We start from the raw sequence: 26,176 nt of genomic DNA on the forward strand, positions 1-26,176 counted from the left end.
GCCGCTCGTCACGACCGGAAAATGAAGTACACCGCTCCCACCAGGCATAGCGCCGCCCACACGTAATCCAGCTTGAACGGCTGGTCCATGTAGAACATCGCGAAGGGCACGAACACCGTCAGGGTGATCGCTTCCTGCATGATCTTCAGTTGCGCCAGGCTGTACTGGGTGGCGCCGATGCGGTTGGCCGGCACCTGCAGCAGGTATTCGAACAGCGCGATCCCCCAGCTGATGATGGCGGCCACGTACCACGCCTTGTTCGACAGGGTTTTCAGGTGGCCGTACCAGGCGAAGGTCATGAACACGTTGGACATGACCAGCAGCAGGGCGGTCTGGGCGAAGACGGGGATTTGCATCGGTAATCGGGAGAGGGGTGGATCAGGGAAGACGCTGGATCGCCTGGCCGGCCACGCCCGGCAGCAGCGCTGCCAGGCCGCCGCGGCCGGGGATCGTCAGCTCGGGTGCCAACTCATGCGCCAGCTCGGCCAGCGGCACCAGCACGAAGGCGCGCTCGTGCATGCGCGGATGCGGCACGACCAGGGTGGGCGCGTCGTCGATGCGCTCGCCGCCGAACAGCAGCAGGTCCAGGTCGAGCGTGCGCGGGGCGTTGCGGTAGGGCCGTTCGCGCCCGTGCGCCTGTTCGATCGCATGCAGCTGCGCCAGCAGGGCGTGCGCGTCCAGGGTGGTCTCGACAGCGGCCACGGCGTTGATGTAGTCGTCGCCGGACGCGTCGATCGGCGCCGTGCGGTACAGCGATGAGGCGCGCAGCAGGCGCACGCCGGGCAGGCGCCCCAGGCGCTCGACGGCGTCCAGCACGGCGGCGCGCGCATCGCCCAGGTTGGCGCCGATGCCGATCCAGGCGATCATTCGCGGTCGGCGTAAGTGTTGGCGTCCGGGTTCACGCCATCGTCGGCGGCGTCCGGCCTGGCGCGCTCGCGGCGGCGCGGCGGCCGCGGCGCCGGTGCATCCACCGGCGCGTCGAGCGGCTGCGGCGCCGGCCGCGCAGCGGAGTGCCCGTCCTGGCGCGCTTCGTCCTCGAGCTCGTGGCCGCCGTCCTGCTGGTCCTGCTGCTGGCCCTCCTGCTGCGCTTCGCCCTCGCCATTCCGGCGCGGGCCGCGCCGGCGCGGCCGCTTCTTCTGGGCGCCGCCCTGCGGTTCGCGCGCGCCGTTGATCAGGCGTTCGCGCTCATTCGCGTCGGCGCCGTAGAAGGTGGCCCACCAGTTGCCCAGCTCGGCGTCCAGTTCGCCCGACTCGCAGCGCAGCAGCAGGAAGTCGAAGCCGGCGCGAAAGCGCGGGTGCTCCAGCAATTTGTACGGCGACTTGCCGTTGCGGCGCTCGAAGCGCGGCTGCATGGCCCAGATGTCGCGCATGTCGGTGGCGATGCGGCGCTGCAGGGCTAGGTTGTCGGTCTGGTTGTCGAGCACGTCGTCGGCGGCCAGGTGCAGCGCCGGGATCGGGCCTTCCCCGGCGGCGCGGTAGGCATTCCACTTTTCCAGCACCTGGTGCCACAGCAGCGAGGCGAACAGGAAGCCCGGCGACACCCCCTTGCCGGCCTTGACGCGCGCATCGGTGGATTCCAGCGCCAGCGTCACGAACTTCATGCCGATCGGCTGTTCCAGCACCACGTCCAGGAGCGGCAGCAGGCCGTGGTGCAGGCCCGAGGCGCGCAGCTCCTGCAGGCAGGCCAGCGCGTGGCCGGACAGCAGCAGTTTCAGCATCTCGTCGAACACGCGCGCGGCCGGCACGTTGTTGATCAGCGGCGCCATCACCGCCACCGGCGCGCGCGTGGCCGGCTCGATCGTGAACTGCAGCTTGGCGGCGAAGCGCACCACGCGCAGCATGCGCACCGGATCCTCGCGGTATCGCGCTTCCGGCTGGCCGATGATGCGCAATACCTTGTCGCGGATGTCGGCGATGCCGCCGTGGTAGTCGAGCACCGTCTGCGTGGCCGGGTCGTAGTACATCGCGTTGATGGTGAAGTCGCGCCGCTCGGCGTCTTCGTGCTGCGGACCGAAGTTGTTGTCGCGCAGGACGCGGCCGTGCTCGTCCTTGGGCGCGTTGTTGGTGTTGGCATTGCCGCGGAAGGTGGTCACTTCCAGCAATTCCTGGCCGAACATCACGTGCACGATCTGGAAGCGGCGGCCGACGATGAAGGCGCGCCTGAACAGTTTTTTGACCTCTTCCGGGGTGGCGTCGGTGGCGATGTCGAAGTCCTTCGGCTTCACCCCCAGCAGCAGGTCGCGCACGGCGCCGCCCACCACGAAGGCTTTGTAGCCGGCCTCCTGCAACGCCTGGGTGACGCGCACCGCGTTGGCCGACAGCAGTTTCGGGTCGATGCCGTGCTCGTCCGGACCGAGGATGTCGGGTTCGGTGGGGTCGCGCTCTTCTTTGACGCCGAGGATCTTGCGGATGAATTGTTTAATCATTGAACAGGTGCGTCGAACAGATGCAGCAAGGGCCAGCCGCGGGCGCTTGCATGTTGGGCCAGGGTGGCGCTCGGGTTGGTCGCCACGGGATGCGAGACGATGGACAGCAGCGGGATATCGTTGTGCGAATCGCTGTAGAAAAAGCTGCGCTCGAAGCTGTCGAACGGGCGTTTCAATCCCGCCAGCCAGGCGTGCACGTGGGTCACCTTTCCGTGGCCCTGGGTCGGCGTGCCGACCAGCCTGCCGGTCGGGTGGCCGCGCTCGTCGAACTCGGGGCGCGCCGCGATCAGGTGCTGCACGCCCAGCAGGCGCGCGATCGGCGCGGTGACGAAGGCGTTGGTGGCGGTGACGATCGCCACCAGGTCGCCGGCGTCCAGGTGCTGCCGGAGCAGGGCGCGCGCCTCGGGCCGGATGGCGGGCTCGATCACTTCCCGCAGGTACAGCGCCGACAGGCGCGCCAGTTCTTCCGGCGTGAAACCGGCCAGCGTGCCGAGGGCGAATTCGAGGTATTCCACCGGATCGAGGGTGCCGGCCTGGTACTGGGCGAAAAAGGCGTCGTTGCGGCGCTGGAAGGCGGCGGCATCGACGACGCCATGGCGTACCAGGAACTGGCCCCATTCGTAATCCGAATCGATCGGCAGCAGGGTATGGTCGAGGTCGAACAGCGCGAGAGTAGTCATTCTTTGGTTTCGGATGGCGGATTGGCCTGATGCAACAAGTCGCGCAGCAAGGGGAGCGTGACCGGGCGCTGGGTCTCGAGCGAATACTGATCGAGCGCCTCCAGCATGGTCGACAGGGAGCGCATGTCGCGCTTGAAGTGCGACAGCAGGTAGGGTAACACGCTGGCCGACAGCGTCAAACCGCGCGCCTCGGCGGCCTGGGTCAGCGCAGCGATCTTCTCTTCGTCCGACAGGCCGTGGATCTGGTACACCAGCCCCCATCCCATGCGCGTGCGCAGGTCTTCGCGCACCGGCAGCACGGCCGGCGGCAGCGGTCCGGCGCACACCATGTAGGCACCGTGCTCGCGCACCTGGTTGAACAGGGCGAAGGCGTCGATCTGGCGCGCCGGCGACAGGCGGTCGATGTCGTCCACCAGGTACAGCGTCACGTCCGGCGCGTAGGCGAAGCGGCGCGCGCCGGCGTCGGCCGCGATGTAGCGCGCGCCGGGCGTGGCGGCCAGGCCGTGCAGCAGGTGCGTCTTGCCGGCGCCGGTCTCTGCCCACAGGTAGCAGAAATGCTCGCGCGAGGCGCGCTGCGCGAACTGGTGCATCAGGTGCGCCATTTCGGCATTCGCGCCTATCTGGAAGGTGTCGAGACTCTGCACCGGTTCCGCGCCCAGGTCGAGCACCAGTTGTTTCATCGCTTGCATGTCATGCGAAAGAGTTCGTTGCGTCGGGCATCGGGCATTATAGTGGCCATGGACCCGATCGACGTGCCGATCACACTTGGCAAGGGCCGGAATGAAGGCATTTGTTCTTGTTATGACGGTTAAACAGCGTCGGGGTGAGGCTGTTTTGCTAAAATAGCGGATTGACCAGTTGGCCGTCGGCAGCCCTGTCGCTAGCGTGTTCAATTGATCAAACGCCACCTATTTTACCGCCTCCGCTGCCAAATACCATGAGCCAACCATCTAATGTTTCTCTCTCCTACCGCGACGCCGGTGTCGATATCGATGCCGGCGACGCCCTGGTCGAAGCGATCAAACCTTTCGCCAAGCGCACCATGCGCGAAGGCGTGCTCGGCGGTATCGGCGGCTTCGGCGGGCTGTTCGAGATCAGCAAGAAGTACAAGGAGCCGGTGCTGGTGTCCGGCACCGACGGCGTCGGCACCAAACTGAAGCTGGCGTTCGAGCTGAACCGCCACGACACGGTCGGCATCGACCTGGTCGCCATGAGCGTCAACGACATCCTGGTGCAGGGCGCCGAGCCGCTGTTCTTCCTCGACTACTTTGCATGCGGCAAGCTGGACGTGGCCACCGCCACCGCCGTGGTCAAGGGCATCGCCGAAGGTTGCGAACAGTCGGGCTGCGCGCTGCTGGGTGGCGAGACCGCCGAGATGCCAGGCATGTACCCGGACGGCGAATACGACCTGGCCGGCTTCGCCGTCGGCGCCGTGGAAAAATCGCAGATCATCGACGGCAGCAAGATCGTCGCGGGCGACGTGGTGCTGGGCCTGGCGTCGTCGGGCATCCACTCGAACGGTTATTCGCTGGTGCGCAAGATCATCCAGGTCGCCAAGCCCGACCTGGACGCCGACTTCCACGGGCGCAAGCTGGCCGACGTGCTGATGGCGCCGACCCGCCTCTACGTGAAGCCGCTGCTGGCGCTGATGGCCTCGATGGAAGTCAAGGGCCTGGTGCACATCACCGGCGGCGGCCTGGTCGAGAACATCCCGCGCGTGCTGGCGGACAACCTGACCGCGGCGCTGGACGGCAAGGCATGGACCATGCCGCCGCTGTTCCAGTGGCTGCAGCAGCACGGCGGCGTGGCGGATGCGGAAATGCACCGCGTGTTCAACTGCGGCATCGGCATGACCGTGATCGTGGCCCGGGAAAACGCCGACGCCGCCATGGCGCAACTGCAGGCGGCCGGCGAGACCGTCTACCGCATCGGCGAGATCCGCGCCCGCGCCGAGGGCGAGGCGCAGACCACGGTCGCGTAAGCCTCGGCCACGACCGCGCACGCCGCCCTCCGGGCCGTCAGCGGGGCGCGTCGGCAGCCTGGTTGCCGATGTTCTTGTCCAGGAATTTTTCCACCCGCCCCCAGAAATCGATACGGTGCGCCGGCAGCGACCAGCCGTGGCCCTCGTCGCCGTACTCGATCCACTCGACGCGCTTGTTGGTCGCGCTCACCGCGTCGCGGAACTGGCGGCCGTGGTACATCGGCACGCGCTGGTCGGCACCGCCGTAGGCCAGCAGCAGCGGCTGGCGGATGCGCGCGGCCTGGCGGATCGGCGAGGTGGCTTCCAGCTGGGCCGCATCCTTGACCGGGTCGCCGATCAGTTCCGGCATGCCGTACTGCTTCCATTCGTCCGAGACGTCGGACTGGATGCCCCAATGGCCGTTGTACAGCAGCCCGATGTCGGTCACGCCGGCCCACTCGACGCCGCAGCGGTACAGGTCGGGGTCGCGGGCCAGGCCCATCAGGGTGGCGTAGCCGCCATAGCTGGCGCCGGCGATGCAGATGCGCTTGGGATCGGCCAGGCCCTGCGCGACCGCCCAGCGCGCGCCGTCGGCGATGTCGTCCTGCATCGCCAGGCCCCATTGCTTCCAGCCGGCGGTGAAATGTTTCGCGCCGAAGCCGGTGGTGCCGCGGAACGACGGTTCCAGTACCGCATAGCCGCGCGAGGCCAGGAACTGCGAGTCGGCGTTCCAGCCCCAGGTGCTGCCGCGCACGTAGGGGCCGCCATGCACCAGCATCACCAGCGGCAGTTTCGCGTCCTTGGCGGCGCCGGCCGGGCGGGTCAGCAGCGCCGGGATCTCGAGGCCGTCGCGCGCCTTGTAGCGCACCTGCTCCTGCCGGCCCATGCGCCGGCTGTCGATCTCCGGGTGCGCGGCGCCGACCCGGTCCAGTGTGCCGGCCTTGATGTCGTACAGCGTGTAGACCGACGGTTGGCGGTCCGAGTAGGAGCGCACCAGCGCCCAGGGCGCATCGGGCGCGCTCGGCACCGACACCAGGTTGATGGTGGAGGGCAGCAGCTTGTCGATCTTGTCCTGCATGGCTTGCAGCGCCGGGTCGAACCAGGTGCTGCCTTCGGCATCGGTTTCGTAGCGCACGCCCAGCAGCCTGGCGCGGTTGCCCAGCAGCTGGCCGCTGAAGTCGTAGCCCCGGGTTTCGACCAGCGGCTCGGGCCTGATCTTGCCGCTCGCGTAGTCGAAGGCGTACAGGGCCAAGGTATCCTTGCCGCCGCGCGCTTCCACGTACAGGGTGCCGTCGGGGCCGAAACCGAGCGGCATGATGGCGTTGCGCCCGCCCTTGTAGGAATCGTAGCTGGCCAGACTGCGCCACTTGTCGCCGGCCGGATCGAGGTAGTACAAGGTGGTCTTGCCCTTTTCCGCGCCCACTGCCAGGCGCGGCCTGCCCTGGTAGTCCAGCATCCACCCGCTCACGGTGGCGGGGCGCAGCACGCTGGTCGCCTGCCCGGTCAGGGTGTTCAGGCGCAGCAGGCTGACGTTGCGTTTCTGGCCGCGCTCGTCGAAATCGACGCTGGTGACGTACAGGTATTCCGAGTCCTGGGCGCCGGTCTGGTTCATCAGGAAGGTATGCCAGGGCAGGATCTTTTTCTGGATATGCGTGCCGCCCTCGCTGACGAAGGACTCGCCGCGGCGGGTGGCCAGCTGGCGCAGGGAAGAGCCGTCGCGGTTGACCGCGTACAAGCCGGCGCCCAGGTAGGTCTCCCCGGGCGCGACGTCGCGCTCGGTGACGTCGAAGGCCAGGCGCTCGTCGTTGACCCAGACCATGTGGCCGATGTCGGCATCGCTGAAGCCGGCCACCACCTTGACCGCCTTGGTCTGCAGGTCGACCACCGCCAGCATGATGCGCTTGCCGGGAGCGCCGTGGCGGGCGGCCAGGTAGCGTCCGCCGGGCGAAAGCAGGGCGCCGCCGAAATTCGAATTGTCGAAGAAGCTGGCCAGTGCCGGCAACGCGGCCGTCGCCTGGCGCGGTGCGGGAACGTCTGGCGCGGCGCTGTCTTGCGCATGGGCGGCCAGGGCGAGCACGAGATTGAATGCCAGCACCGTGCCGCGGCGCAGCTTGGCAGACATGAACGGCATGATGATCCTTTGCAAAAATCGGCAGCGCCGGTCGCCGCCCGAAACACCGAGGATAGCATTTTGAATATTCTCTAATGCAACATTTTGTGCCAATGTTGCAGATCGGCCATGCGCTGCAGGCGTGTCACTCCGGCGCCCGGATATGCTCGACCAGCCCGGCGCTGGCGCGCGGCGGCGGCGCCGTCAGCAGGCTCACCGCCACCAGCACTGCCATCCCGGCCGGCACGCCGAACACGCCGGCCGAGATCGGGGCGATATGGAACCAGGCGCCGTCCAGGCTGCCGCCCAGGATCGGGTTGGTGTGCAGCATGTAGTACAGGCACACCAGGAAGCCGGCCGCCATGCCGGCCAGCGCACCGGCGTGGTTGGCGCGCTTCCAGAACACGCCCGCCACCAGCGCCGGGAACAGCGTCGAGCCGGCCAGCGAAAAGGCCGCGCCCACCAGCGACAGGATGTCGGCCGGCTTTTGCGAGGCGACGTAGGCGGCGATGAAGGCCACCGCCAGCAGCAGCAGTTTCGATATGGTCACCCGCTTCTGGGTCGAGGCGCCCGGATCGACGATCTTGAAATAGATGTCGTGCGACAGTGCGTTGGAAATCGCCAGCAGCAGGCCGTCGGCGGTGGACAGCGCCGCCGCCAGGCCGCCGGCCGCCACCAGTCCGGAAATCACGTAGGGCAGGCCGCCGATCTCGGGCGTGGCCAGGGTCAGCACGTCGCCGTCGATGGCGATCTCGGCCAGCTGCACGACGCCGTCGCCGTTGATGTCGACGATGCTGATCAGGGGATTGGCCTTGTCGACGTTGGCCCAGTACGAGACCCAGGTCGGCAGCGACGCGTAGTCGGTGCCGACCACGGCGGTATAGATGTCATACTTGGCCAGCACCGCCAGCGCCGGCATGGTCAGATAGATCAGCAGGATGAAGAACAGCGCCCAGAACACCGACACCCGGGTCTCGTGCACCGAGGGCGTGGTATAGGCGCGCATCAGGATATGGGGCAGGGCGGCGGTGCCGAACATCAGGCAGAACACTAGCGCCAGGAAATTGTTGCGGCGGATATCCGACTCTTCGCGCGTCTTGCCGGGAAAGGGTTCGGCGTGCGGTTCGGGCGGCTGGGCGCGCGCCAGGTTGGCGGCGCGTTGCTCGGTCCAGGTGCGCGCCGCTTCGTCGGCCGTGCGCGGATAGGACAGCAGGGCGCGCTCGGCGTTGCGGATCTCGCCCAGCGAGGCGTTGCCGGCGCGCGCGGCGTCGAGGCGATGCTGGGCCTCGACCTTGCCGGTCTCCCAGGAATGCGGCAGCTGCGCCAGGCGCGCCGCGTCGGCGTCGGCGCGCGCCTGGAAGCGCGCGCGCACTGCCTGCTCGCGCGGGTCGCGCGCCAGCTGCGCCTCGCGCTGGGCCAGCTTGGGCAGCACCGAACCGTAGGCCACCTGCGGCACCGGGTTGCCGGCGAATTTTACCGACAGCCACATGGTCGGAATCAAAAACGCGATCAGGATGATGATGTACTGCGCCACCTGCGTCCAGGTGATGGCGCGCATGCCGCCCAGGAACGAGCACACTAGGATGCTGGCCAGGCCGAGGAAGATGCCGACCGAGAAATCGACGCCGGTGAAGCGCGAGGCGATCAGCCCGACCGCGTAGATCTGCGCGACGACGTAGGTGAACGAGACCACGATGGTGGCGGCCACCGCCAGCGCGCGCACCGCCGTGCCGCGATTTCCAGAACCGCCGCCATAGCGCGCCGCCAGGAAGTCGGGAATCGTGTACTGGGCGAAGCGGCGCAGGTAGGGCGCGATCAGGAGCGCCACCAGGCAATAGCCGCCAGTCCAGCCCATGACGTAGGCGAGGGCGTCGAAGCCGTGCAGGTACAGGGTGCCGGCCAGGCTGATGAAGCTGGCCGCCGAGATCCAGTCGGCGGCGGTGGCCATGCCGTTGAACAGGGCCGGCACGCGCCGCCCGGCCACGTAGTATTCGGACACGTTCGAGGTGCGGCTGACCACGCCAATGGTGGCGTACAGGATGATGGTGGCGAACATGTACAGGTGGCCGATCCACTGGCGCGGCATGCCTTCCTTTTCCAGGATCGCCAGCGCCGCCAGGAACAGGCCGAAGCAGGCCGTGAACCACAGGTAGTAGCGCGTCAGGCGGCGGAAATAGCGCTGCGTCTTTTCGCGCGTGCCGATGGGGGCGGGCGCGTTCATGGCCGGCCTTCCAGCTGTTGCGTGAAACGGCGGTCAAGCAGGCGCATGCGCCAGGCGTAGAAACCGATGATGGCGAGATAGATCAGCGAGGCGCCCTGGGCCGCCAGGTAGAACGACAGCGGCCAGCCGAACACGGAAAGGTGCGCCAGGTCGCGCGCGAAGAACACGGTGCCGAAGCCGGTCGCCAGCCACAGGCACAGCAGGATCGTCACCAGCCGCCGCGCACGTATCCAGTGCCGGGCGCGCTCCTGGCGGATGCGCTCGATGTGCAGGTGTTCGAGGTTCGGGTCCGGTGTGGAGGGCGCCGGGACGGGGCGGGAGTCAGTCGGCATCGTTGTCGGGGACGGCGGGTGGCGGGAACGTCAGCCGGAACAGGCTGCCCGGGAATTTTTTATGGGTGCTGCGCGGATTATTGAAAATGTCGATGTCGGCGCCGTGCTGCTGGGCGATCTCGCGCACGATCGCCAGCCCGAGGCCGGAGCCGGGCGCGTTCGAACCGAGGATGCGATAGAAGCGCTCGAACACGCGTGGGCGCTCGCCGGGGGCGATGCCGGGGCCGGTGTCTTCCACTTCCAGCAGCGCCAGGCCGGAGCTGGCGCGCACGCGCACGGTCACGCTGCCCTGGGCGGGCGTGTAGCGCAGCGCATTGTCGATCAGGTTCGACAGCAGTTCGCGCAGCATGATGGCGCTGCCGTCGACCGCCAGTTCGCCGTCCGGGTCCTCGTAGCCGAGGTCGATGTCGTGCGCGAACGAGGCTGGCACCCAGTCCAGCACCACGCTTCTGGCCAGCGCCGCCAGGTCGAGCGGCGCCAGGGCGGCGCCGGCGTGCGGCTGGTTTTCGGCGCGCGCCAGCGCCAGCAGCTGGTTGACCAGGCGCGTGGCCGATTCCGAACTCTTGGCCAGCTGCTCCAGCGAACGGTGGATCTCGCCGGGATCGACCTGGCGTAGCGCCAGTTCGGACTGCATGCGCATGCCGGCCAGCGGCGTCTTCATCTGGTGCGCGGCGTCGGCGATGAAACGCTTCTGGGCATCGATGGTGTGGGCCACGCGCGCCAGCATGTCGTTCAGCGAGCCGACCAATGGCGAAATCTCTTCCGGCACCTGGCGCGAGTCGATCGGCGACAGGTCGTCCGGCGGGCGTGCGCGGATGCGCTCCTGCAATTGCGCCAGTGGCGACAGGCCGCGCGACAGGGCGAACCAGACCAGCGCCAGGATCACCGGCAGGATAATGAACTGCGGCAAAATCACGCCCTTGATGATTTCGTTGGCCAGGCGCGCGCGTTTATCGAGCGTCTCGGCCACCTGCACCAGGGCCAGGCGCGGCTCGGCGTTCGGGTCCAGCAGCGGCTGCAAATTGACCCAGGCATAGGCCACGCGCAGCGGCGCGCCGTGCAGGCTGGCGTTGCGGAAGTGTACGCGCCCGCTGCGCTCGGCATCGTCCGGCGGCGGCTGCGGCAGGTCGCGGTCGCCGTCGACGACGTCTCCCTGCGGCCCGCTGATCTGGAAGTACACGCTGTCGACGTCGTCGGCGCGCAGGATGTCGCGCGCGCTGCCGGGCAGGCGCGCCGTCACCTTGCCGCCGACTTCCTTGACCTGCTGCGCCAGCACGGTGACGCTGTCTTCCAGCGCATGGTCGAACGGTTGGTTGGCGATCGATTTCGCCACCAGGTAGGTGATCGCGATGCTCATCGGCCACAGCAGCAGCAGCGGCGCCAGCATCCAGTCGAGGATTTCGCCGAACAGCGAATGCTGGATGCTTTCCTCGGGTTCGGGCCGCGGCGGAGAATACAGCGGTTCCGGCGCGCCCGGATGTGGCGGCACAGGATGCGGCGAACGAGGCCGGCGTGCCGTGAAGCGCTTCACGCGCCGCCGTTGGCGGCGTCGGCCGTCTTGCGGGCGCCGTCGGCATAGCGCTCCAGGCAATAGCCCAGGCCGCGCACGGTGGCGATGCGGATGCCGCCGGTCTCGATCTTCTTGCGCAGGCGGTGCACATAGACCTCGATGGCGTTGTTCGACACCTCTTCGCCCCATTCGCACAGGTGGTCGACCAGCTGCTCCTTGGACACCAGGCGCCCGGTGCGCGCCAGCAGGATTTCCAGCAGGCCCAGCTCGCGCGCCGACAAATCGAGCATCTGGTCGTCGATGGAAGCGCTGCGCCCGACCTGGTCGTACACCAGCGGGCCGTGGCGGATCGTGCTGGAGCCGCCGCCCTGGCCGCGCCTGGTGAGGGCGCGCACGCGCGCCTCCAGTTCGGACAGGGCGAACGGCTTGGGCATGTAGTCGTCGGCGCCGGCGTCCAGGCCGTTCACGCGCTGCTCGATCGAGTCGGCCGCGGTGAGGATCAGCACCGGCAGCAGCGAGCCGCGCGCGCGCAGGCGGCGCAGCACGTCCAGGCCCGGCAACTTCGGCAGGCCGAGGTCGAGGATCAGCAGGTCGAATTCCTGGGTCGACAGGGCGGTATCGGCATCCTGGCCATTCTTGACGCAGTCGATGGCGTAACCGGACTGGCGCAGCGAACGCGTCAGGCCGTCGGCGAGGACGCTGTCATCTTCGGCAAGTAGAATACGCATGGTGACACTCCATTGTTCAGAAAGCGCGGACGCGGGGGCGGCCTGGCCTCGGCGTGTATTGTGTTTGATAACTCGCAACAAATAAACCTCTAAAACCGCTGCGACGCGCCGGTAGCGGCGGTTGAAGCGCGCCGCTGCGGCCCCATATGGTGTGCGGCAAGGATAGCGTGTTCTCCCGGCGGCACGGCAGGCAGCGGTTTTCGATGTTGCCTGCTCCCCGGATCGGTCAAGCCGGACGCAAATACAGCTTGCCAAAACCACTGTGATTTTATACAGTACTGTCTATTGAAATCGCGCGAGCGGCCCACATCTTGGTTGACTCTAGGACTGAAAGAAAATTATGGACGATAAGAAAACCGCAGTAAATGCAGCCGAAAAAGGCAAGGCGCTGGCAGCAGCCCTCGCGCAGATCGAAAAGCAGTTCGGCAAGGGCTCGGTCATGCGCATGGATGCCAACACGCCGGTCGAGGAAGTGCAAACCGTGTCCACCGGCTCGCTGGGCCTGGACATCGCGCTCGGCGTCGGCGGCCTGCCGCGCGGCCGTATCGTCGAAATCTACGGTCCGGAGTCGTCGGGCAAGACCACGCTGACCCTGCAGACCATCGCCCAGATGCAAAAGCTGGGCGGCACCTGCGCCTTCATCGACGCCGAGCACGCGCTCGACGTCGGCTATGCGCAAAAGCTGGGCATCAAGCTGGACGAGCTGCTGATCTCGCAGCCGGACACCGGCGAGCAGGCGCTGGAAATCACCGACGCGCTGGTGCGCTCGGGCAGCGTCGACCTGGTGGTCATCGACTCGGTGGCGGCGCTGACCCCGCGCGCCGAGATCGAAGGCGACATGGGCGACTCGCTGCCGGGCCTGCAGGCCCGACTGATGTCGCAGGCGCTGCGCAAGCTGACCGCGTCGATCAACCGCACCAACACGCTGGTCATCTTCATCAACCAGATCCGCATGAAGATCGGCGTGATGTTCGGCAGCCCGGAAACCACGACCGGCGGTAACGCGCTGAAGTTCTACGCCTCCGTGCGCATGGACATCCGCCGTACCGGTTCGATCAAGTCGGGCGACGAGGTGATCGGTAACGAAACCAAGGTCAAGGTCGTCAAGAACAAGATCGCGCCGCCGTTCAAGGAAGCCCACTTCGACATCCTGTATGGCGAAGGCACGTCGCGCGAAGGCGAGATCATCGACCTGGGCGTGGACAACAAGCTGGTCGAGAAGGCGGGTTCCTGGTATAGCTATGGCGGCGAACGTATCGGCCAGGGCAAGGACAATGCCCGCCAGTTCTTGAAGGACCGCCCGGCCCTGGCGCGCGAGATCGAGAACAAGGTCCGTGCCGCCCTCGGCGTGCGCGAACTGCCGCCGGTCGCGGCCGGTGCCGAGGCTGCCGCCCCGGTGGCCGCCACGGCCGTCGAAGAGTAATCGTCGGGGGCCGGTAGCGGATGGTGCGCCAGCAGCTCAGTTTGAAGGGGCGCGCGTTGAAGTATCTTTCGACGCGCGAGCACAGCCGGCTCGAACTGGGGCGCAAGCTGGCCCGCCACGCCGAGGAAGGCGACGACGTCGAGGCGTTGCTCGACTTCCTCGAAAAGAACAACTGGCTGTCGCAGGAACGGTTTGCCGAATCGCTGGTGCATCGCCGCGCCGGCCGCTACGGCAACAGCCGGGTCCTCTCCGAACTCCAGCAGCATGGCGTGAAGGGGGAGGACCTGGCCGAGTTGAAATCCGAGCTCGCTTCCACCGAACTGGCGCGCGCCAGGGAAGTCTGGCAGCGCAAGTTCGGCCGCGTCGCCCAGGATGCGGCCGAGCGCAGCAAGCAAATGCGCTTCATGCTGGCGCGCGGTTTTTCCCAGGGTGCCGTACGCAATGCGATGCAGGGGCGCGAGGACGACGACGAGTAGTCGCGGAAGCCGATCTCCGCAGCAAGCAGGCGCTGTTCATTGCGCATTTCTCTGTCGTCACAGTCCTGGCCTGTCTCCGCTGCGCGGCTGGCCGGCATCGATTATTCGGCCGTGTCGCCGCCTGTCGGCCTTGTCGGCCGAATTTCTTTTATCTTCCCTTCATAATTCCGGTATCGCCGTTCCAACCGCCACATGGCTGGCGCGCTGTGCTAAACTTTCATGGTTTAAGCAGCGCCGCAAGAGCGGTTGTTGCCGTAGAAGCTGCGGCAACGTGCATCAGGCACACGGCTGCAATACTTTTATCGCCGCATGTCGGCATTGGTTTTTATGCCCTTGTCTTCACCCGCTCCGCGTCAGCTTCGGCATACGCGCGCCATTACCGTTGAAGCGTATGCACGCGACGATGGTTTGTGGGACCTTGACGCCTGCATCCGCGACATAAAACCGCATGACATCGAACTGCCGTCCGGTCACCGCCCCGGCGGCGTGCCGGTCCACGATCTCAAGCTGCGCGTGACGATTGACCGTGACATGACCATCGTCGATGCGCAAGCCGCCTCCGACGCCGTGCCCTTTCCCGGCCATTGCGACACCATTGCCCCTGCCTACCAGAAGCTGATCGGCTTGTCGCTGCTGAACCATTTCCGGCTGCATTTGAAGGACCGCCTGTCCGGCGTCCTCGGCTGCACGCACCTGACCGAGTTGGCCCAGGTCCTGCCCACCGCGGCATTGCAAGCCTGGTCCGACGACGCCATGGAAAGCCGCCCGGGCGATGCCTCGCCCGAGCGTCCCTATGAACTCGGCCGCTGCCACGCCCTGCGCCTCGACGGCCCCGTCGTCGAGACCTATTATCCGCGCTGGGTATTGAAGGCGGTACCGGGTTAGTATCCGGTTTTGTCGCTTAGTTGTTCGAATCTTTATTCCAACCGCATTTCTTAATCAGTAACAGAGAAGGGAAGCCAGCATGAAAATCCATGAGTATCAGGGCAAAGAAATCCTCCGAAAGTTCGGAGTGACCGTTCCGCGCGGCATTCCGTGCATGTCGGTGGACGAGGCCGTCAAGGCAGCTGAAGAGCTGGGCGGCCCGGTCTGGGTAGTCAAGGCGCAGATCCATGCTGGCGGCCGCGGCAAGGGCGGCGGCGTGAAGGTCGCCAAGTCGATCGATCAGGTGCGCGAGTACGCCAACCAGATCATGGGCATGCAGCTGATCACCCACCAGACCAGCCCGGAAGGCCAGAAGGTCAACCGCCTGCTGATCGAAGAAGGCGCCGACATCAAGAAGGAACTGTACGTGTCGCTGGTCACCGACCGCGTCACCCAGAAGGTCGTGCTGATGGCCTCGTCGGAAGGCGGCATGGACATCGAAGAAGTCGCGCACAGCAACCCGGAAAAGATCCACAGCATCGCCATCGACCCGAAAGTCGGCTTGACCGATGCCGAAGCCGATGACATCGCCCGCAAGATCGGCGTGCCGGAAGGCTCGATCGAAGCCGCCCGCACCAACCTGCAAGGCCTGTACAAAGCCTACTGGGAAACCGACGCATCGCTGGCCGAGATCAACCCGCTGATCCTGACCGGCGACGGTAAAGTGATCGCCCTGGACGCCAAGTTCAATTTCGACCCGAACGCCCTGTTCCGCCGCCCGGACATCGTCGCCTACCGCGACCTGGACGAGGAAGACGCGGCCGAAGTCGAGGCATCGAAATTCGACCTGGCCTATATCTCGCTGGACGGCAACATCGGCTGCCTGGTGAACGGCGCCGGCCTGGCCATGGCCACCATGGACACGATCAAGCTGTTCGGCGGCGAACCTGCCAACTTCCTGGACGTGGGCGGCGGCGCCACCGCCGAGAAGGTCACCGAAGCGTTCAAGATCATGCTGAAAAACCCAGGCCTGAAGGCAATCCTGGTCAACATCTTCGGCGGCATCATGCGTTGCGACGTCATCGCCGAAGGCGTGATCGCCGCTTCCAAGGCCGTGTCGCTGCAAGTGCCGCTGGTCGTGCGCATGAAGGGCACCAACGAAGACCTGGGCAAGAAGATGCTGGCCGAATCCGGCCTGCCGATCATTGCCGCCGATACGATGGAAGATGCAGCGAAGCAGGTCGTTGCCGCTGCCGCCGGTCAAGCCTAATTCGCGAAGGAAAGAAAATGTCGATTCTCATCAATAAAGACACCAAAGTAGTCACCCAGGGCATCACCGGCAAGACCGGCCAGTTCCACACCCGCATGTGCCGCGATTACGCGAACGGCCGCGAAGCTTTCGTTGCCGGCGTGAATCCGAAGAAAGCCGGCGAAGACTTCGAAGGCATCCCGATCTTTGCCAACGTCGCCGAAGCCAAGAAGGAAACTGGCGCCAACGTGTCCGTGATCTACGTGCCGCCGGCAGGCGCCGCCGCCGCGATCTGGGAAGCCGTGGAAGCCGAACTGGACCTGGCGATCTGCATCACCGAAGGCATCCCGGTCCGTGACATGATGGAAGTCAAGGATCGCATGGCCAAGGCCGGCAGCAAGACCCTGCTGCTGGGCCCGAACTGCCCGGGCCTGATCACTCCGGACGAAATCAAGATCGGCATCATGCCGGGCCACATCCACAAGAAGGGCCGCATCGGCGTCGTGTCGCGCTCGGGCACCCTGACCTATGAAGCAGTGGGTCAATTGACCGCGCTGGGCCTGGGCCAATCGTCGGCAGTCGGCATCGGCGGCGACCCGATCAACGGCTTGAAGCACATCGACGTGATGAAGATGTTCAACGACGATCCGGATACCGACGCCGTCATCATGATCGGCGAGATCGGCGGCCCGGACGAAGCCAACGCTGCGTACTGGATCAAGGACAACATGAAGAAGCCGGTGGTCGGCTTCATCGCTGGCGTCACCGCGCCGCCGGGCAAGCGCATGGGCCACGCCGGCGCGCTGATCTCGGGCGGCGCCGACACTGCGCAAGCCAAGCTGGAAATCATGGAAGCCTGCGGCATCAAGGTCACCAAGAACCCGTCGGAAATGGCGCGCCTGCTGCAGGCCATGCTGTAATCGATCGATACAAGGGTCCGGCCTGCGCCGGACCTGGCAAGAACAAGGGAGCTGCGGCTCCCTTTTGCATTTTGGGCTGACATTTTTTGACAGCGGCATGCCAAAGACGGTGACCTGACAAATTGCGCCGTCGAGGAGTAACAAAAATTGTCACATGGCAAGCATAAATGTGCAAAAACGGATCTGTTCAATAATTCATGAATAACGATTCCGTATGGAAACGACCTGGCACAGCGCTTGCATAGAGTAGAGCAGAAGCAAGCAGTAACCAGACAAGCAGTACCCCTTAACGTCGTACCCATCCGGAGAAATATCATGAAAGCACCGAAAATTGTCAAGAAAGCCGAAGCCGGTTTCACCCTGATCGAATTGATGATCGTTGTCGCGATCATCGGCATCCTGGCTGCCGTCGCCATTCCGGCGTACAGCGACTACACCGCCAAGGCCAAGGCCGCGAACGCGCTGTCGGCAGCCGATCCGTACAAGACCGCCGTCGCCATGTGCGGCCAGGAAGCCGGTTCAGTGGCCAAATGCGACACCACCGATAATCCTGCGCTGTTCCCTGCTACCTTCACTGCCACCAAGGAAGTCAGCGCTGTCAAGGTTGAGGCGAATGGCGTCATTACCCTGACCCTGGCCGACATCGGCAAGAACACGTCGGGTACCAACGTCGTCTTCACCCCGACCATCGGCGACAGCGCCGTCACCTGGAAGATTGCTGCCGCCACCACCAATACTGCTGTGAAAACTGTCCTCGAGAAGGGTTCGATCGGTAGCTAATTGACATACGCAGTATCGCAAGCCGCCCCATGGGCGGCTTTTTCGTTTCCGTTACCTCCTGGCGCGAGACAAGCACATGTCGCATCCTGGCACACCGATCGTTTCGACAACCACGTTTTCGATCGCATGGAAAGGGCCTGCTTGCACGGCAGCCCTGATGACCGCACTTCTGCTGAATTTCCTTCTTGTCGATGGGCATGACCTGCAACGCTGTACGGAACTTGTCCTGCTACTGGTTTGCGTCGCCAGGATCGTGTCCGGCAAACAGCTTTTTCAGACGCCAGCCACGATGCCGTGGGCAATACGACTGTTCTTGTCCGCGTTTTTCCTGTTGGGCCTGGTCTCTGCGCTGGCCGCCTGGTCGCCGCGCCATGCACTGTACGAGTGGTCGAGCATCCTGTTGCTGGTGCTGCTCGCGCACGTGGTGCATGCCGAGGTTGCTCGTGGCGGAGGCGATGCCGTCGAGCGCGTCTTGCAATGGGTAGGCCTTGCCTGTCTGTTCTATTCGCTGCGTGTGATGTTGATGTATGCGGCCGCGCTTGCCAACGGTTATCAAATCGGTATCCACAGTCTGGCCATCGGCTTCAGTAACGTGCGTTTTCTTAATCACACGCAGACAGCCTTACTGCCACTGATCATTCTGTCGTACCAGCAGGCGCCTCCGGGCGGCATGCGACGCCGTGCATGGTTTGCGCTGGCCGCCTTCTGGTGGTCCCTGCTGTACGTGGGCGAGGCGCGCGCCAGCCTGGTCGCATTGGCGGCCGGAGGCGTGGCGGTGCTCTGCCTGCGTGGCCGTCATGCGCATGGATTCCTGAGAGCCATGATGGCGACGGCACTGGCGGGCTGCGCGCTGTATGTCTTGTTGTTCGTGCTGTTGCCAGAGTGCGCCGGGCTGCAGCCGCTCGGCAACGTGGACAATGTGATGGCGCGTACCACGTCCGATCCCGCTTCCGGCCGCCAGTTCCTCTGGTCACGCGCGGTGCAATTGATTGTTGCACATCCGTGGCTGGGCGTCGGGCCATTGCACTTTGCCCATTACGGCGCCGACCTGAAGATCGGCGCCCATCCGCATGATTGGATCTTGCAGGTGGCGGTGGAGTGGGGCTTACCGGCCCTTTTATGTCTCTTCGGCGCGATTGGCGTGGGGATGCGGGCATTCCTGCGTGCCATGGCAGGCCTGGCACAATCCGACCGGCGTCAGCAGGAAACCTGCGTGATGTTCCTGGCGGCGATCCTGGCCATTATGGTGGACGCCCTGTTTTCCGGCGTGTTCGTCATGCCGCAAAGCCGGCTGGCAGTCGTGCTGGTAGTCGGCTGCGCTGCCGGGTGGGTGCGTGCGCTGGCGCCGCAGGCCGCCTGCAGCGATGCGCCTGCAGCCAGGCGGCCTGTCACGGCGATGCTGGTGGTGTTTGCCGCCTGCCTGCTGGGCTGGTCCGTGGCGCCAACCCTGGCAGACCGTGCACGCCATGTGCCGCTGCGCGGCGCCGAGCAGGCCGCCAATTCGGGCATGCATTGGCCACGTATGTGGGAAGCCGGCTACTTTTGACTAGACGATCGTGCACTCTAGCGTCATGTCTCCCGCATTTTGCGCCAGGACAATGATGCGGCCAGCACGCCATTCGATGGCGATGACGCCGGGCGCGATCCTAAAAAGCTCATCCAGTGTCAATGCTTCAGGTAGTGATCGAGCCAGTCGAACACCGTGCGATGCCACAGCAGCGAATTGGCCGGCTTCAAGACCCAGTGATTTTCGTCCGGGAACACCAGCAGTTTGCTGTCGATGCCGCGCCGCTGCAGCGCGGTGAAGGTCGACAGGCCCTGCGCGGTCGGGATGCGGAAGTCGAGGTCGCCTTGCACCACCAGCATCGGGGTCTTCCATTTGTTCACGAACAGGACCGGGTTGAAGCGTTCGTGCTTTTCCGGCACCTGGAAATAGGGGCCGCCGTTTTCCCAATCGGTGAACCATTGTTCCTCGGTGGCATACGCCATGCCGCGCGTATCGAACACGCCGTCGTGGTTGACGATGCACTTGAAGCCGTCCGGCCAATTGCCCTCGATCCAGTTCATCATGTAGCCGCCATAGGACGCGCCCAGCGCGCAGGCGTTGCCGCGGTCCAGCCACGCATACTTGCCGACCGCCGCGGCGAGACCCTTTTGCAGGTCTTCCAGCGGCTTGCCGCCCCAGTCGCCGCTGATGGCGTCGGTGAATCGTTGGCCATAGCCGGTGGAACCATGGAAATCGATGAACACGGTGGCGTAGCCGGCGCCGGCGTACACTTGCGGATTCCAGCGGTAGCTCCAGCCGTTGCCGAAGCTGCCCTGGGGGCCGCCATGCACCAGGAAGGCGACCGGGTATCGTTTGCCCGGTTCATAGTTCCACGGTTTCATCACGTGGCCGTACACCGTGTCGCCGTTGGCGCCCTTGAACGAAAACTGTTCCGCCTCGCCCCAGCGCACGTCGGCCAGGCGCTCGGCGTTCAGGTGCGTCAATTGCGTCGGCGCCGCGCCGCCCAGCTTCATCGAAAACAATTGTGCGCCGGATGACAGGCTGGTCTGGGTGTAGGCGAGGGTGCCGCCGCGCACGTCGTAGCCGCCGATCGACCCCTTGCCCGTCAGCGGCGTCACCTTGCCGCCGGCGATATCGATGCTGAACAGGCGGTGCTGGCCAATGTCCTCGGCATCGACCACCAGCGACTTGCCGTCCTGGGTCCATTGCAGGTTGCCGGGCGAGCGGTCCCAGTCGGCCGCCAGCTTGCGCTTGCTGCCGCTGGCGACGTCCATCAACATGACCTGGTAGCGGTCGGCCTCGAAACCGGGACGCGCCATGGCCAGGTAGGCCAGGGTGCGGCCGTCCGGAGAAAACACGCCCTTGGTATCCCAGGCCGGATTGTCGGCCGTCAGGTTGCGCGGCGCCTGGCCGCCGGCGGCCGGGACCGTGTACAGGTCGAAATTGGTCGACCAGGCTTCGGTCTTGCCGGCGATACGCACCGAAAACACGATGTTCCTGCCGTCCGGGCTGAAGCGGAATTCCTCGCGGTCGCCGAACGGCTTCGAAGGCACGTCGCCGTCGAGCGAACCGGACAGGCTGACCGGCGTGCCGCCGGCACGGCCGGCCGCGTCCAGCGGCAGCGAATACAGCACGGCGTTGCGGCCGTCGGCCCAGGTGTCCCAGTGGCGTACGAACAGGCGGTCGTAGACTTTGCCGGTGGCCTTGTCCTGCTCGTGCGCCTCGGTGCGGCGCCTGGTGCAGGCCAGGTCGGCGCAGTCGCGGAACACCGCCATGCTGACGGCGATGCGGTCGTTGGCGGGGGAAATGCGGAAGGCATCGACGTCGAGCGGCAGGTCGGTCACCTGGGTCGCGGCGCCGGGCTTGGCGCCGGCCAGCGGCAGGCGCCAGACTTGCGACGAACCCGAGCGGGTCGACAGGAAATACAGGGCGTCGCCGCTATTCGACCATTCCGGCTCGGTGCTGCTGGCGGCGTCGGCGGTCAGGCGCTGCGGCGCCGGGTTGGCGGCGCGCAGGTCGACCAGGAACAAATCGGTGTGGCCCTTGTTCTTGGCCAGGTCGGTACTGCGCACCGGATACACGATGCGCGATCCGTCGGGCGACACCACCGGGGTGCCGGCGCGCTCCATCGCCACCAGGTCCTCGACCGTGAAACCGCGCGGCGCGGCCGCCAGCGCCGGGGTCATGGTTGCCACGGCAGCGGCCGTGACCAGCGCCGCGGCTGCCAGCGCCGGCAAGCATGTTTTGATACGTGTCTTCATCCTGCCTTGTCCTGTCTGCTGATGATCGAGCCACGGCGCCGTTCAGGCAGCCGTAGTGAAAACGATCAATTTACCATGCAGCAAGGATGGCAGGGTCTTTACGAGCGGATCAAAACTCTTCCCAATCCCCATCGCCCGCCGGCGCCGGCACCTTCGCCGCAGGACGCGCCGCCGGCGCGGCGCTTGCCGCCTTGGACGGCGCCGCCACCGATTTGACCGGCGCGGGCAACGAGGCCTTGATGGCTGCCTTGGCAAGCGTCGCTTTGACAGGCGCCTTGGCGGGCACGGCTGCCTGCGCCGCCTGCGTCATCTCCACCCGGAACAAACTGACCAGCCCCGACAGCTTGCCGGCCTGCTCCTGCAGCGCTTCCGAGGCCGCCGCGGCTTCCTCGACCAGCCCGGCATTCTGCTGGGTGACATTGTCCATCTGGATGATCGCCTGGTTGATCTGCTCGATACCGGCAGTCTGTTCCTGGCTGGCCGCGGTGATCTCGCTCATGATGTCGGCCACGCGCTGGATGCTTTCCACCACTTCGTGCATGGTGCCGCCGGCCTGGTCGACCAGCTGGCTGCCGCTTTCGACCTTACTGACCGAGTCGCCGATCAATTGCTTGATTTCCTTGGCGGCGGCGGCCGAACGCTGCGCCAGCGTGCGTACCTCGCCGGCCACGACCGCGAACCCGCGGCCCTGCTCGCCGGCGCGCGCCGCTTCCACGGCGGCATTCAGCGCCAGGATGTTGGTCTGGAAGGCGATGCCGTCGATGACGCCGATGATGTCGACGATCTTGGAAGACGAATCCCTGATCGAGCCCATGGTCTCGACCACCTGCGCCACCACGGCGCCGCCCTTGCTGGCCGTGCTGGAGGCGGTCATCGCCAGCGCATTCGCCTGGCGCGCATTGTCGGCGTTCTGCTTGACGGTCGAAGTCAGTTCTTCCATCGAGGATGCGGTTTCTTCCAGCGAGCTGGCCTGCTCTTCGGTGCGCGAGGACAGGTCCAGGTTGCCGGCCGCGATCTGGCCGGAGGCCGAGGCGATGGCATCGGTGCCGCCGCGCACCTGGGTGACGATCTCGGCCAGCTTGGCGCGCATCGTGCTCATCGCAAACAGCAAGCTGGCGCGGTCGTCGGCGCGCAACTGCACCTCGCTGACCAGGTCGCCCGAGGCGATGCGGTTGGCGACTTCGGCGGCGTAGGCCGGCTCGCCGCCCAGCTGGCGGGTCAGGCTGCGGGTGATCAGCACGCCCAGGACGACGCCGGCCGCCAGGCTGCACAGTGCCAGGATCAGCATCAGGCCGCGGCTGTGTTCGTAGGCGGCCATGTTTTCCTGGTCGGTCTGCAGTGCGGTCTTTTCCTTGAGCCTGGCCAGTTCCGTCATCTTGTCGTCGATCTCGTTGGAGCGCGGCATGAAAGTGTCGAACAGGTAGACGACCGAATCGCGCTGCGCCTGCAGCTCTTCGGCCCGGGTGCGCCGCGCCAGCTCGGCGATTACGTCGTTATAGGCGCGCAACTGGGCGTCCAGCTCGGCGAATTTCTGCTTGCCTTCCTCGGTGTTGAACAGCGGACGGGCCAGGTCGAGGTACTGCTGCATGGTCTTCTTGAACACCTCGACATTCTCCAGCGAGGTCTGGCGGCGCTTCTCGGTGGCGGCCAGCATCGCACCGCGCAGGGCGCGGTTGATGTAGATGAGGTTGATATTCGCTTCCTTGGCGTACGACACGCCGAGCAGTTCGCGCTGGTACAGGATCCTGGCGCGTTCGTTCATCTGGTCCATGTTGTGGATGCCGATGCCGGCGACGACGACGCCGAGCAAGGCCACGGCCAGGAAGCAAACGATCAGCCGCGTGCCGACCTTCATATTTCGAAACATGGATGGGTTCTCCGAGATGGTGATTGACGCGGCCTCAGCCACGTTGCGTATGGCGCGCGCAGGGTGCGCCAGCCAGGAGTCGGCAGTTGTGAGTCCGGTAAATACTAATTGATGTACGGAAATATTTTAAGTCAAATCCGTTTTTGGTGCGCGCGATTGGCGTGTTTTGCCGACACTTGAGGGCAAAATGGCAAGTTTTGCTTGCTATTCAGTCATCGGGTATTGATCGAGCTTGGAGGAAAGCAAGAAGGCCGGTCGTTGGACAAGCAATGGCGCCCGATACCCACATGAACCGGTCATGCAGGGATGGCCGGGACCAGACGATGGCGGCGGCAGTGACAGCGTTGCACTGTCTTGCCGCTTGGCGAAACCACGCTGGGATGCTGGATAGACGCCAGCCTTATAATGCGGCGGTCCAGTCGCCCGACTTGCCGCCATGCTTTTCCAGCACCCGCACATTGGTCATCACCATGCCGCGGTCCGCCGCCTTGCACATGTCGTAGATGGTCAGCAATCCTACCTGCACGGCGGTGAGCGCTTCCATCTCGACCCCGGTCTTGCCATGGGTTTCCACCTGCGCCCGGCAATGGACGCTGTTGTTCGCCTCATCGACCTCGAAGTCGACCGCCACCCGCGTGATCGCCAGCGGATGGCACAGCGGCACCAGGTCGCTGGTGCGCTTGGCGCCCATGATCGCGGCGATGCGCGCGATGCCGAGCACGTCGCCCTTCCTGGCGCTACCCGACGTGATGAGCGCCAGGGTTTCCGGCTGCATGCGGATGGTGCCGGCCGCGACCGCGATGCGGTGGGTGTCGTGCTTGGCGCCGACGTCGACCATGTGGGCCTGGCCGGTGGCGTCGAAGTGGGTCAGCGGGCTGGCGCCGGAGGCGGCGGCATTGGGAGCGGCGGGGGTAGAAGCGGAAGCGGGAGCGGTGGAATCGGTCATCGGTGATGTGTCGGACTGTCGGGACGCGGTAACAAAGGATCGGCCCGGCGATCGGCGCGCCGGGATGCGGTTATCATAGCACCGTGAAACCGATCCCGATTCCAGCGCTGTTGCAGCTTTCACCATGGCGTCGCTTGCCGGGCGCGCCGGCGCGCGTGCTTCGTCCGCGCGCGCGCCTGTCGCACATGCTGCTGGCCGCCTGCCTGGCCACCGGCAGCGCCGCCGCGCCGGCGCTGCCGACCGTGCCGACCGTGCCGACCACGCCGGTGCTGCGCTCCGCCGACACCGTCGGCTTGCCGACGCTGGGCGATACCGCGCGCGCCGACCTGTCTCCGGTGCTCGAGCGCAAGCTCGGCGAAGAGATCATGAACGACATCCGGCGCGACCGCGATTACCTCGACGACGACCAGGTCGTCGAGTTCATGAACAATTTCGGCGATGCGCTGGTGTCCGCGTCGCCGGGCGCGCGCGGCGAGACCAATGCCGATTATTTCTTCTTCGTCGTGCGCGATCCGATGATCAATGCGTTCGCGCTGCCGGGCGGCTTCATCGCCGCGCACTCGCAGCTGCTGCTGGCGGCGCAGAGCGAATCCGAGCTGGCGTCGGTACTGTCGCACGAGATCGGCCACGTGTCGCAGCGCCACATCGCGCGCATGATCGGCCAGCAGAAGCAGGATGCGCTGCTGCCGCTGGCGGCGCTGATCCTGGCGGCGCTGGTCGGCAAGGCCGGCGGCGGTGCCGACGCGGCGATGGGCGTCATGATGGGCGGGCAGGGGCTGGCCATCCAGCGCCAGCTGAATTTCAGCCGCGACGCCGAGCGCGAGGCCGACCGCGTCGGCTTCCAGACCATGCGCAACGCCGGCTACGACACCTCGGGCATGGTCGCCTTCTTCAAGCGCCTGCAGAGCAGCAGCCGCCTGTACGACGAGGCCCCGGCCTGGCTCAGCAGCCACCCACTGACCGGCGAGCGCATCGCCGACATCCAGGCGCGCATCCGCGAGGCGCCCAAGCCGGGCCGCATCCGGCCCGACAGCATCGAGTTCCACCTGGTGCGCGCGCGCATCCGCGTGCTGCAGGACGAAAGCCAGAAAGGGCGCGAGGAAGCGCGCGGCGTGTTCGAGACGCAGCTGGCCGAGCAGAACACGCAGCACCAGACCGCCGCCATGTACGGCATGTCGTACTGGTCCCTGAAGCAGGGCGACCTGAAGGCGGCGCAGGAATGGCTGGACAAGGCGCGCGCCTCGATGAAGCCGCGGCCGGGCGTGTTTTCGAGCGAGCGGCCCGGTTCCGACGGCAGCGCCATGTTCGCCGCGCTCGGCACCGAGATCAAGCTGGCGCCGGGCCAGCCGAAGGAACTGCTGGCGCAGGCGGTGCAGGATGCGGAGGCGGCGCACCAGAAGTTCCCGCTGTCGCGCGCGCTGGCGCGCCAGTACGCCGCCGCCCTGATCGCGGACGGCAAGCTGGACCGGGCCGCGACCTTCCTGCGCGACCAGGTGCAGCAATACCGCGCCGAGCCGAAGCTGTACGACCAGCTGGCCCAGACCTATTCCGCGCAGGGCAAGATCGCGCTGCAGCACATGGCGCTGGCCGAATCCTACGTGCTGTCCGGCGCACTGCCGGCCGCGGTCGACCAGTTGAACCTGGCGCGCAAGGCGAAGGACGTGTCGTTCTACGACCAGGCGGTGATCGATGCACGCGAACGGGAGTTGCAGGCGAAGCAGAAGGAAGACAAGAAGGAGAAGAAGGAGAGGGATTGAGCTGGATGTCTCGGCCGATGTCGGCAGAATAGCCGTCGTTCCCGCGCAGGCGGGAACCCATACGTAAGAACCAAGGTCGATCTCATGTGCCTATTGCGATCGATCGAGTTTGCGGTAATCGGTTATTCAGCATGGGTCCCCGCCTGCGCGCACTGCTGT

22 protein-coding genes are annotated in these 26,176 nt (G+C 65.8%); 9 read left to right on the forward strand and 13 right to left on the reverse strand.

What is annotated here, in order from left to right:
* Positions 1 to 8 precede the first annotated feature (8 nt).
* From HH212_RS10620 to hda, 5 genes are read right to left on the reverse strand one after another with little or no spacing between them, the layout of a single operon-like run.
* Complete coding sequence (locus tag HH212_RS10620; RefSeq protein ID WP_170202452.1) at positions 9 to 356, reverse strand: DMT family protein; 348 nt, start codon at positions 354 to 356, stop codon at positions 9 to 11.
* 22 nt (positions 357 to 378) lie between these two features.
* Entirely contained in the window at positions 379 to 867 is a 489-nt protein-coding gene (gene folK / locus HH212_RS10625) for a 2-amino-4-hydroxy-6-hydroxymethyldihydropteridine diphosphokinase (protein ID WP_170202453.1), read from the reverse strand.
* On the reverse strand, positions 864 to 2,426 hold the full coding sequence (pcnB, locus tag HH212_RS10630; protein WP_170202454.1) for a polynucleotide adenylyltransferase PcnB: 1,563 nt from the start codon (positions 2,424 to 2,426) through the stop codon (positions 864 to 866). The genes folK and pcnB overlap by 4 nt, the downstream gene beginning before the upstream one ends.
* Positions 2,423 to 3,106 carry a histidinol-phosphatase gene (locus HH212_RS10635; protein WP_170202455.1) on the reverse strand — a complete coding sequence of 228 codons (684 nt, stop codon included), beginning with the start codon at positions 3,104 to 3,106 and terminating at the stop codon, positions 2,423 to 2,425. The genes pcnB and HH212_RS10635 overlap by 4 nt, the downstream gene beginning before the upstream one ends.
* Complete coding sequence (gene hda, locus HH212_RS10640; RefSeq protein ID WP_170205371.1) at positions 3,103 to 3,786, reverse strand: DnaA regulatory inactivator Hda; 684 nt, start codon at positions 3,784 to 3,786, stop codon at positions 3,103 to 3,105. Before hda ends, HH212_RS10635 begins: the two co-directional genes overlap by 4 nt.
* A gap of 257 nt (positions 3,787 to 4,043) precedes the next feature.
* Between hda and purM the strand changes: the two genes are divergently transcribed.
* On the forward strand, positions 4,044 to 5,087 hold the full coding sequence (gene purM / locus HH212_RS10645) for a phosphoribosylformylglycinamidine cyclo-ligase (protein WP_170202456.1): 1,044 nt from the start codon (positions 4,044 to 4,046) through the stop codon (positions 5,085 to 5,087).
* A gap of 37 nt (positions 5,088 to 5,124) precedes the next feature.
* On the opposite strand, the gene HH212_RS10650 is transcribed toward purM, so the two are convergent.
* The 5 genes from HH212_RS10650 to HH212_RS10670 all read right to left on the reverse strand — a co-directional run bounded on the left by HH212_RS10650 (position 5,125) and on the right by HH212_RS10670 (position 11,967).
* Entirely contained in the window at positions 5,125 to 7,197 is a 2,073-nt protein-coding gene (locus tag HH212_RS10650; RefSeq protein WP_170202457.1) for a S9 family peptidase, read from the reverse strand.
* Between the two features lie 124 nt (positions 7,198 to 7,321).
* Positions 7,322 to 9,397 (reverse strand): sodium:solute symporter family protein, encoded by a 2,076-nt coding sequence (locus tag HH212_RS10655; RefSeq protein ID WP_170202458.1) that lies wholly within the window; start codon positions 9,395 to 9,397, stop codon positions 7,322 to 7,324.
* Positions 9,394 to 9,729 carry a DUF4212 domain-containing protein gene (locus HH212_RS10660; RefSeq protein WP_170202459.1) on the reverse strand — a complete coding sequence of 112 codons (336 nt, stop codon included), beginning with the start codon at positions 9,727 to 9,729 and terminating at the stop codon, positions 9,394 to 9,396. Before HH212_RS10660 ends, HH212_RS10655 begins: the two co-directional genes overlap by 4 nt.
* Entirely contained in the window at positions 9,719 to 11,218 is a 1,500-nt protein-coding gene (locus HH212_RS10665) for a sensor histidine kinase (protein ID WP_229217661.1), read from the reverse strand. Before HH212_RS10665 ends, HH212_RS10660 begins: the two co-directional genes overlap by 11 nt.
* 38 nt (positions 11,219 to 11,256) lie before the next feature.
* Positions 11,257 to 11,967, reverse strand: a complete 711-nt coding sequence (locus HH212_RS10670) for a response regulator (RefSeq protein WP_170202460.1) — start codon at positions 11,965 to 11,967, stop codon at positions 11,257 to 11,259.
* A gap of 340 nt (positions 11,968 to 12,307) precedes the next feature.
* On the opposite strand from HH212_RS10670, the gene recA reads away from it, so the two are divergent.
* The 7 genes from recA (at position 12,308) to HH212_RS10705 (ending at position 19,225) form a co-directional block, all read left to right on the forward strand.
* Entirely contained in the window at positions 12,308 to 13,390 is a 1,083-nt protein-coding gene (recA, locus tag HH212_RS10675; RefSeq protein ID WP_170202461.1) for a recombinase RecA, read from the forward strand.
* Between the two features lie 20 nt (positions 13,391 to 13,410).
* On the forward strand, positions 13,411 to 13,866 hold the full coding sequence (gene recX, locus HH212_RS10680) for a recombination regulator RecX (protein WP_170202462.1): 456 nt from the start codon (positions 13,411 to 13,413) through the stop codon (positions 13,864 to 13,866).
* Positions 13,867 to 14,193: 327 nt separating this feature from the next.
* The gene (locus tag HH212_RS10685; protein WP_170205373.1) at positions 14,194 to 14,751 is read left to right on the forward strand and encodes a DUF2889 domain-containing protein; all 558 of its coding nucleotides are present in this window, start codon (positions 14,194 to 14,196) and stop codon (positions 14,749 to 14,751) included.
* 79 nt (positions 14,752 to 14,830) lie between these two features.
* Entirely contained in the window at positions 14,831 to 16,000 is a 1,170-nt protein-coding gene (sucC, locus tag HH212_RS10690; protein WP_170202463.1) for an ADP-forming succinate--CoA ligase subunit beta, read from the forward strand.
* A gap of 17 nt (positions 16,001 to 16,017) precedes the next feature.
* Positions 16,018 to 16,899 carry a succinate--CoA ligase subunit alpha gene (gene sucD, locus HH212_RS10695; RefSeq protein ID WP_170202464.1) on the forward strand — a complete coding sequence of 294 codons (882 nt, stop codon included), beginning with the start codon at positions 16,018 to 16,020 and terminating at the stop codon, positions 16,897 to 16,899.
* 315 nt (positions 16,900 to 17,214) lie between these two features.
* A complete protein-coding gene (locus HH212_RS10700) occupies positions 17,215 to 17,679 on the forward strand; it encodes a pilin (protein WP_170202465.1) in 465 nt (154 codons plus the stop codon).
* 157 nt (positions 17,680 to 17,836) lie between these two features.
* Positions 17,837 to 19,225 (forward strand): O-antigen ligase family protein, encoded by a 1,389-nt coding sequence (locus HH212_RS10705; protein WP_170202466.1) that lies wholly within the window; start codon positions 17,837 to 17,839, stop codon positions 19,223 to 19,225.
* A 119-nt stretch (positions 19,226 to 19,344) separates the two neighbouring features.
* On the opposite strand, the gene HH212_RS10710 is transcribed toward HH212_RS10705, so the two are convergent.
* From HH212_RS10710 to moaC, 3 genes are all read right to left on the reverse strand, one after another.
* Complete coding sequence (locus HH212_RS10710; RefSeq protein WP_170205374.1) at positions 19,345 to 21,372, reverse strand: S9 family peptidase; 2,028 nt, start codon at positions 21,370 to 21,372, stop codon at positions 19,345 to 19,347.
* 184 nt (positions 21,373 to 21,556) lie between these two features.
* Complete coding sequence (locus HH212_RS27705; protein WP_170202467.1) at positions 21,557 to 23,314, reverse strand: methyl-accepting chemotaxis protein; 1,758 nt, start codon at positions 23,312 to 23,314, stop codon at positions 21,557 to 21,559.
* Positions 23,315 to 23,714: 400 nt separating this feature from the next.
* Complete coding sequence (gene moaC / locus HH212_RS10720) at positions 23,715 to 24,260, reverse strand: cyclic pyranopterin monophosphate synthase MoaC (RefSeq protein ID WP_255486986.1); 546 nt, start codon at positions 24,258 to 24,260, stop codon at positions 23,715 to 23,717.
* A 185-nt stretch (positions 24,261 to 24,445) separates the two neighbouring features.
* On the opposite strand from moaC, the gene HH212_RS10725 reads away from it, so the two are divergent.
* Positions 24,446 to 26,017, forward strand: a complete 1,572-nt coding sequence (locus tag HH212_RS10725) for a M48 family metalloprotease (protein WP_170205376.1) — start codon at positions 24,446 to 24,448, stop codon at positions 26,015 to 26,017.
* Positions 26,018 to 26,176: the final 159 nt, after the last annotated feature.

The sequence above is a fragment of the Massilia forsythiae genome (assembly GCF_012849555.1).
Classification (GTDB): Bacteria; Pseudomonadota; Gammaproteobacteria; order Burkholderiales; family Burkholderiaceae_D; genus Telluria; species Telluria forsythiae.